Source organism: Acinetobacter sp. YH12218 (genome assembly GCF_013417925.1).
Lineage (GTDB): Bacteria > Pseudomonadota > Gammaproteobacteria > Pseudomonadales > Moraxellaceae > Acinetobacter > Acinetobacter amyesii.
This window is the reverse complement of sequence record NZ_VPDB01000097.1, coordinates 1-8,412: the sequence shown is the minus strand read 5'-3', so window position 1 is coordinate 8,412 and position 8,412 is coordinate 1. Positions and strand designations below refer to the sequence as shown.

General features: G+C 40.9%; 8 protein-coding genes. 2 read left to right on the top strand and 6 right to left on the bottom strand.

Annotated features, from left to right (window positions below):
- Positions 1–353 precede the first annotated feature (353 nt).
- Complete coding sequence (locus tag FTV03_RS16315; protein WP_180042222.1) at positions 354–626, bottom strand: hypothetical protein; 273 nt, start codon at positions 624–626, stop codon at positions 354–356.
- Positions 627–851: 225 nt separating this feature from the next.
- On the opposite strand from FTV03_RS16315, the gene FTV03_RS16310 reads away from it, so the two are divergent.
- Positions 852–1,493: a YitT family protein gene (locus FTV03_RS16310; protein WP_180022985.1), complete on the top strand. Its 642-nt coding sequence runs from the start codon at positions 852–854 to the stop codon at positions 1,491–1,493.
- A 493-nt stretch (positions 1,494–1,986) separates the two neighbouring features.
- Here FTV03_RS16310 and tyrS read toward each other — a convergent pair whose 3' ends face one another.
- Positions 1,987–3,219 (bottom strand): tyrosine--tRNA ligase, encoded by a 1,233-nt coding sequence (tyrS, locus tag FTV03_RS16305; RefSeq protein WP_171262600.1) that lies wholly within the window; start codon positions 3,217–3,219, stop codon positions 1,987–1,989.
- Between the two features lie 63 nt (positions 3,220–3,282).
- Here tyrS and FTV03_RS16300 point away from each other — a divergent pair, with 63 nt between their 5' ends.
- On the top strand, positions 3,283–4,410 hold the full coding sequence (locus tag FTV03_RS16300; protein WP_078189534.1) for an anhydro-N-acetylmuramic acid kinase: 1,128 nt from the start codon (positions 3,283–3,285) through the stop codon (positions 4,408–4,410).
- 99 nt (positions 4,411–4,509) lie between these two features.
- On the opposite strand, the gene FTV03_RS16295 is transcribed toward FTV03_RS16300, so the two are convergent.
- The 4 genes from FTV03_RS16295 to FTV03_RS16280 form a co-directional block, all read right to left on the bottom strand.
- Positions 4,510–5,796 (bottom strand): lytic murein transglycosylase, encoded by a 1,287-nt coding sequence (locus FTV03_RS16295; RefSeq protein WP_180042220.1) that lies wholly within the window; start codon positions 5,794–5,796, stop codon positions 4,510–4,512.
- Between the two features lie 730 nt (positions 5,797–6,526).
- The gene (locus FTV03_RS16290) at positions 6,527–7,648 is read right to left on the bottom strand and encodes a 5-(carboxyamino)imidazole ribonucleotide synthase (protein ID WP_168379845.1); all 1,122 of its coding nucleotides are present in this window, start codon (positions 7,646–7,648) and stop codon (positions 6,527–6,529) included.
- A gap of 16 nt (positions 7,649–7,664) precedes the next feature.
- The gene (purE, locus tag FTV03_RS16285) at positions 7,665–8,177 is read right to left on the bottom strand and encodes a 5-(carboxyamino)imidazole ribonucleotide mutase (protein ID WP_078189531.1); all 513 of its coding nucleotides are present in this window, start codon (positions 8,175–8,177) and stop codon (positions 7,665–7,667) included.
- A 113-nt stretch (positions 8,178–8,290) separates the two neighbouring features.
- Positions 8,291–8,412 (bottom strand): zinc ribbon domain-containing protein (locus FTV03_RS16280; RefSeq protein WP_180005585.1); only part of this gene is annotated, 122 nt, incomplete at its 5' end.

Below are 8,412 nucleotides of genomic sequence, written 5' to 3'. Positions count from 1 at the left end.
GTTCAAATGGCTATTCTACGTTTGATTGGTTTTGGAAAAAAAGAAGAATTTAAGAAAGTGCTAGCAATTTTAAGAAAGAAAAAGCCTGATAGGACAAGGATCCTATGAAATTTGTCGTGTACAGAGGCATTTTTTATAAATTTTTAGCAAATAGTCGATATTTAATTAAGTAAATTTCTTATATCTAGCAAATCTTTTTCAGCGCTTTTAAATCTAATAAAAGTAGCTTTGATTATTTATTGATCATTAGTCTACTTTTCTTCCTCAAAGCACATCATTTTTTTCTGTCATCACACCGATTCAAGCTTCATAGACATTTTTTAGCTTGCATTTTTATATTTACCAACATTCTTTTAACGTTCATATGCTAAATGTTGCATGACTTCCAAGATGACTTGTTGCTTTCCACTGAAATCCTCGGCAGAAAATAGCAGCTTGGCACGCCGAGGGAGTTGTTCTCGTACCAATGCAAATAGTTGGTACTGTGCTGCGATATCCAAATCATGTAATTGTTGCTGCGCCTCACAAAATAATGCTCTTTTATGCTGTGTAGTTTGGTAGTCAAATAAATACCTCAAGATTCGATCAATCTGTTCATCATGATTATCGGTATTGTAATACGCCATGTTGTTGCTCTTTTTTGATTTTTGACCATTGTTCCATAAGGCCTGTTTTTGCAAAAATCATTTTAATTACATGCTTAGTCATTTTTGCTGATAAAAATACAGCCTATTTTATTTGAATAATCACTATTAACGATCACAGTCATAAAAAGCCACTATTTTTGGGCTTTAGACGCATAGAGTGCAGGCTGCGTTTTACGTACACTCTTTTTATTTTTTAGGTGCAGGATGCCAACACAGTTTTTTCCACGCTTATTCTTACTATTAAGCGGATTAGGATTATTGGCTTTTGGTGTCGTACTCTCTATACATTCAAATTTAGGGACATCCCCTATTTCCTCGGTGCCCTACAGCTTTAGCTATATCTTTCCACTCACCGTCGGCACATTAACAGTATTGATGCACATCGTCATGATACTGCTGCAAATGCTGATCTTAAAATCACGCTTTCAGTGGATACAGTGGCTGCAATTACCCGTGGGAATTTTGTTTGGTGCATTTATTGACGGTTTAATGTGGCTCACCCAAGGCTGGAGCATAGAAAGTTACCCACTTCAACTCCTGGCTTGCTTGGCAAGTTGCCTGATTACCGCTTTAGGTGTGAGCTTAGTGGTCAAAGCCAGTCTAGTCCTCTTAGCCGCAGAAGGTCTCTATCAAGCCATTGCTATTCGTTATCGCCTTGATTTTGGCAACTGTAAAACCTATGGCGACATTGTCTTGGTCAGTATTGCGGTTATCAGCAGTTGGCTAGTCTTACATCAAGTCATCGGAGTACGTGAAGGCACCATTATTACCGCACTTTTAGTGGGGACTTTAGTCAAGCGGATTTTACCTAAATTAAGCTTCATTCAATTTGGCTCTAAGCCCTAAAACCAAGCTCCATGAACATCTATCTGAGTAAAGACATTTTAAAGCTCGATTGAATCGGGCTTTTTTTCTGGCGCAATTAAAGTCTTTAATACAGAAATGAATGTGATTTTTGAAAGGAATAGCTCAATTTTACAAATAAAAAAGGGAAAGATCTCTCCCAAAATCTTTCCCTTAGAATTGAATCTTTAGTCGATCCATCGTGTAGTTATTATAGTTATTTGTTAACTCACTAAAAAAAGAGTCCCTTGGGGAAGAGACTTATAAAAAGTGGAGCTATCGTTATGTACCCTCTAGATGGTATATATCTCTCTAGATGAATAAATCTTATACATAAAATTCAAGAAATGCAACACATTTGGCAAAATTTAAGTGTTGTTTTTATAAGGTTTTTTTTGAATTTGCTTATTTATATTATTAATATATTAATTGGTAAAAAAAAGCAGGCCGAAGCCTGCTTTTAATTCAATAACTTAACTAAAAATTCAAGAATTTATTAGTCGGTAAAAGTTACTTTTGCGATCGCTTTTTTGCTCGCTTGGATAATCAAAGTTTTGTTTTCTGACACAGCATAACCTGCATCAACCACTTCCCAATCCACTTTCACTGCACCACGACCAATTGCATCTTTTGCTTGAGCTGCATTTTTAGTCAAACCCGCTTCACGCAAAATAGAAGTAATGAAAATCTCACCACCAAATGCGCCACGAGAAATAGTCACTTCTGGTGTACCTTCTGGAAGTTCACCTTCAGTAATCAAGTTGCCTGCACCTTTGTGCGCATTTGCCGCAGCTTCTGCGCCATGGAAACGCTCAACCAATTCAAGTGCAAGAATTTTCTTCACTTCTTGTGGATTACGACCTTCAGCCACTTCTTTAAGTAACTGTTGAATTTCTTCAATCGATTTAAAGCTCAACAAGTCAAAGTAACGTTCGATCAAATCATCTGGCATTGACAGCACTTTTTGGTACATCGCACCCGGTGCATCAAATACAGCAATATAGTTACCCAAAGATTTAGACATTTTATTTACGCCGTCTAAACCTTCAAGAATCGGCACAGTAATGCACACTTGAGACTCTTGGTCATAACGGCTTTGTAATGTACGCCCCATCAGCAAGTTAAAGGTTTGGTCTGTACCCCCCAACTCTACATCCGCTTCTAGCGCAACTGAATCATAACCTTGCACCAATGGATATAAAAACTCGTGAATCGCAATCGGTTGATGGCTGTTATAACGTTTAGTGAAGTCATCACGTTCCAACATACGTGCCACAGTTTGCTGTGAAGCCAACTGAATCAAGTCAGCAGCAGTTTTTTGACCAAACCACTCTGAGTTAAACACAACTTTAGTTTTCGCTGGATCTAAGATCTTAAATACTTGTTCTTGATAAGTTTTAGCATTTTCTAAAACTTTTTCACGTGACAACGGTGGACGCGTAGCACTCTTACCCGTTGGGTCACCGATCATGGCTGTATAGTCACCAATCAGGAAGTAAACTTCATGACCTAAATCTTGGAAAACTTTTAATTTATTAATCAGAACCGTATGACCTAAATGTAAATCAGGTGCAGTCGGGTCAAAACCCGCTTTAATTTTTAATGGGCGATTCTGCTTTAATTTCTTAAGAAGATCTTCTTCAGAAATAATCTCATGTGTGCCTCGTTGGATGAGGGCAAGTTGTTCTTCAGCCGGCAGGAAATTTGACATCACAAAATCCAAATAGATCAGTTATACAATTTGTGCGATATACTAACACTTTTTCAGCACATTGCAGGCTTAAGAATCATCATGACAGCGATCTACATTGGGGTAATGACCGGCACAAGCATGGATGGTGTCGATATTGTTGCTGCTTCTTTTGATCCTTTAGAGATTCATGCGACGCTCACACTTCCCTTTGACCCAGACCTTCGTGATGAACTGATGGCCCTCACCTTGCCTGATGATAACGAAATTGATCGCATGGGTAAGGCAGACGTTGCATTAGCTCAAATGATCGGTCATGGCATCAATGAATTGATCGAGAAAAATCAGCTAGATCGTAGTCAAATCAAGGCGATTGGCTCACATGGACAAACCATTCGCCACCGTCCTGAACATGGTTTTACCCTGCAAATTGGCGACCCCAATATTATTACCGAACTCACTAAAATCCCTGTGATTTCAGACTTTCGCCGCCGCGATATGGCTGCGGGTGGTCAAGGCGCACCTTTAGTTCCTGCGTTCCATCAAGCGCTTTTCCAACATGACACCATTCACCGTGTGATTTTAAACTTGGGCGGCATCGCCAATGTCAGTATGTTACCTGCGGGTAAACCTGAAGATGTCTATGGCTTTGATACAGGCCCTGCCAACATTTTAATGGATGCATGGTGCGAACGTTATACTGGTCAACCGTATGATGAAAATGGCAACTGGGCGGCTTATGGTCAGCCTATTCGCAGCTTGCTCGACCGCTTACAAGCGCATGAGTTTTTCTCTAAAGAACCGCCAAAAAGTACAGGTCGTGAAGACTTCAATCTAGAATGGTTAGATGAACAGATTCTCGATTGGCGTGGAGATCTCGAATATGACGAACTCGAAGATACACCAGAAAACATTCAAGCAACCTTAATGAAACTCACCACACGTGCCATTAAAAAAGCCATTTACCGTTCTGATATGGATACTGGTGAAGTCTATGTATGCGGTGGTGGTGCATACAATTCGCACCTATTAGAGCAACTGCGCTGGCGTTTACGTAAACATGAATGGACGGTACAAAGTACCGCCGATTTAGGCTTAAGCCCAACATGGGTGGAAGCCACAGCCTTTGCTTGGTTGGCGATGCGCTTTGTCAATCAGCTTAGTGCAAATTTACCAAGTGTGACTGGTGCTGCTGGCTATCGTATCTTAGGTACAATCACTGCGGTTTAAGAGTCAAAAACATATAAAAAAGGTCTGCAATTGCAGACCTTTTTTATATAGACAAGCTTTTATATATATTGACTACTATATAAAAAGCATAGCTCAAACTTAATTCATCATTGCCTTGGCATGCTCATTACGAAATGCCCGTAAAATCTGCTGTCCCGCCCGACCTGTTGGACTTAAACCCAGTCGATTTTGCTCTTGTCGAATTGCTTGACGGGTTTTATCTCCAATTAATCCATCAACTTTACCGATGTCATAGCCGCGGTTAAGTAAAAATTGTTGAATCTCACGTCGTTCCGCACGTGAAGTCCCAGGATCATCGGTTGGCCATGTCGTACTAAAGCCACCCTTGCCTTGCAAGCGATCGGATAAATGCGCAATCGCTAATGCATAACTCTCTGCGGTATTGTAGCTATAGATTGCATCGAAATTTTTAAACACCAAGAACACAGGCCCACTTGCCCCAGCCGGTGCCATTAAACCTGCTTGGCTCGATCCAGAAAGGTTACCTTGTATTAACGGTGTACCATCGGCACGCTGCAAACCACGATTCATCCAGCTATCTAATGACTTTTTATTACGGCGACTTTCACCACTGATCGACATTCCTTCGGGAATTTTTACTTCAAAGCCCCACGGCTGACCAGTTTGCCAACCACGCTTTTTCAGGAAGTTGGCTGTAGATGCCAACGCATCCGTGGTACTCGACACCAAATCACGGCGGCCATCACCATCAAAATCCACGGCCAGTTCTTCATAGGTACTCGGCATAAATTGGGTATGACCAAATGCACCTGCCCACGAACCTTTCAATTGAGATTCATTTAAATCACCACGCTGCAAAATCCGCATGGCTGCAAAAAACTCGCCACGGAAATAGCTTTGACGGCGTCCTTCACAACTTAAAGTGCCCAATGACTGTAATAAAGGATAGCTACCCGCAATATCACCAAAATTACTCTCCACACCCCAAACCGCGACCACGGTTTCAGCAGGCACACCATAAGCCGCTGCGACACGGTTTAATACATCACGATGCTGCGCCAATTTCTGCTGACCTAGTTGTACACGCTCTTCATCTACCAGACCGGACAGATAGTCCCAAATCGGAGTTGAAAACTCAGGCTGATAGTTGAGCTTTTCAATCACAGAATAATCAGGTGTTAAATTTTGCGTATAGCGATCATAAGTTGACGCACTCACACCTGCATTAATCGCTTGCGAGCGCAAATTGGCTAAACAACCTTGAAAGTTATTTTGTGATGAAATGCTGCTTGTTGCAGGCATACTCGACGAATTGACAGACTGACCATTAATAATCAACTCGGCATTTGCCTGAGTTATTGCCAATAAAGCAGTCCCGAAAACAAATCCTAAGTGATGCTTCATACCCTTGATCTTTTTTTGAATTTAAATTGTTGCTTTAACAATAGCATCTCAAAGCAAAAGTTAAAGGTTCAAAACGTAAATTTAAATTCATAATCTCTACTTATTTAAATTCATTTTTGAAATTTGAATTCAAAAGCAGTTATCCACAACCCAGTTTTAAATTCACTACAAACCAAACAACGGTTTAAATTTAAATTTAAAACTTTTAAATTTAAAAATAAATCGTATGTAGAAAAAGTTATCCACAAATTCAAAATAGCGTAACAATTCATCTTTATTGTTAATAATCAAAATATTATAGCTTTTAAAAGCACTTTCTACAGATCCAATAATTCTGATCAACTTTTAAATTCAAATTTTTAAATTTAAACACAGCGAAATGAATTCATTTTTTGAAATTTAAATTCATAAACTTTGAATTCATTGTTTTTGGCATAGGATTTTTTGAATTCAAATTCATAGTTTAAATTTAAAAACACAGTTTGAATTCAAAACGCATTAGTTATTTTTGATTTTGATTCACATACATCGCAGACTATTGATACACAAAAAACCATACGAAGATTAGCGCAGAATATTTATAAACGAACGAACACTTTATGATCCATAGTTTCTTATCGTTTCAGCGATAAACGGTGTGATTTTGCAAAGAGGCGCAATGATGCCCGAACTACAGCAATAAAAAAAGCGGCCATGTGCATGACCGCTTTTTTATCATTCAAACACAGGTTTAAATGGTCATATCTTCGCTAAGTGCCAGTGGATTCGGCAAAATTTTCGCCAAAGCACGACATAAAGCTGTTAATTCTGCAGTATCGTTCGGCATTAATGTGATGTGACCGATTTTGCGACCTTCACGCTCTGTTTTGTTATACAGATGCAAATGTGCGCCATTCAGTGCCAATACATCTTCAGACTTCGGATGTTGGCCAATGATGTTTACCATGACCGTTGGACGAACAACTTCAGTTGAACCCAAAGGTAGACCTGCTACAGCACGAATGTGGTTTTCAAATTGTGAACACACTGCGCCTTCAATCGACCAATGCCCCGAGTTATGCACACGTGGCGCCATCTCATTGGCATATAAGCCTTTATCGGTCACAAACAGTTCTAGCGTCAAAACACCGACATAATTCAAATGATTGAGCAGGCGAGTAATGTAGTCTTGCGCAACTGGTTGTAAGTCTGCGCTGTTTGGCGCAGGCACAATCGAATGCGACAAAATGCCGTTGTGGTGGTGGTTTTCCGCCAATGGCCATGTTTTCACATCACCGTCTTGACCACGCACCGCAATGATTGAGACTTCACGTGAGAAGGTTACAAAGCTTTCCGCAATCAATTCACCAGCAGGGCCCAGTTCAGCCCATGCTTGATCCATTTGCTCAGCGCTACGTAGCACAAATTGACCTTTACCGTCATAACCGCCACGCGATGTTTTCAGTACGATGGGTAAACCCAGTTCAGCAACAGCGGCTTCTAAACTCTCTAAAGACGTCACGGCCTTATAGGGTGCAACTGGAATAGCCAACTCATCAAACAAGGCTTTTTCAGACAAACGATGCTGTGCAATCGCTAAAGCTTGGCGCGGTGGGTGCAATGCTTTGTTTTTGGTCAATACATCAACATCTGCCAGCGGGGTATTTTCAAACTCTAAGCTGAAAACATCTGCGCTCTGAATGAAATCTTGCAAGCCATTTTCAGCTTGGGTCGAAATCACTGGACCTAGGGCTGCAGAAGGGCAGTCGGTACTCGCTTCAAAGAAGGTGCATTGAATGTTTAAAGGTAATGCCGCTTGCGCCATCATACGACCCAACTGGCCACCACCAAAAATACCAATGGTTTTATCCATGAGAAATGCCCCTTAATTAAGCTTGACCCGGAATATTTTTACTCGCCACTTTATCGGTTTGCGCAGCACGGAAATCTGCAACATTTTTTGCGATTTCAGGCCGTGTTAAACCTAAAATTTGTGCAGCCATGATCGCCGCATTGGTTGCACCCGCTGGGCCAATGGCCAAAGTACCGACAGCAATCCCTGCAGGCATTTGTACAATTGAAAGCAGTGAATCAACACCATTTAGAATCGATGATTTTACCGGTACGCCGAGTACAGGCAAATCAGTCTTGGCTGCACACATGCCTGGTAAATGTGCTGCGCCGCCAGCACCGGCAATAATTACTTGAATACCACGATCACGTGCGGTTTCGGCATATTCGAATAATCGATCTGGAGTTCGGTGTGCAGATACTACTTCCGCTTCAAATGGGACGCCAAGCTGTTTGAGCATATTGGCAGTGTTTTCTAGCGTTGCCCAATCCGATTGAGAACCCATGATAATTCCAACGAGAGGAGTGTCTTGTGAAGCGGCCGCATTCATTGCAATGTTTCCAGAGATTAAAGTAAGAGAGAGTAAATCTCGACTAGAGCCAAGCTTTAATAAGAGCCCCGTATTATAGACTGAAAATTCATCTCATTGACATCCTCCCCCCCTTAAAAGAGGGTGATTCCTACAGCTAGACGCTTATGCCCAAGCGCAAGAATGTTTAGAGCTGAGTTTATATCTCGATCATGAGCTGTACCACAGCTCATGCACTCCCATTCTCTTATTCCAA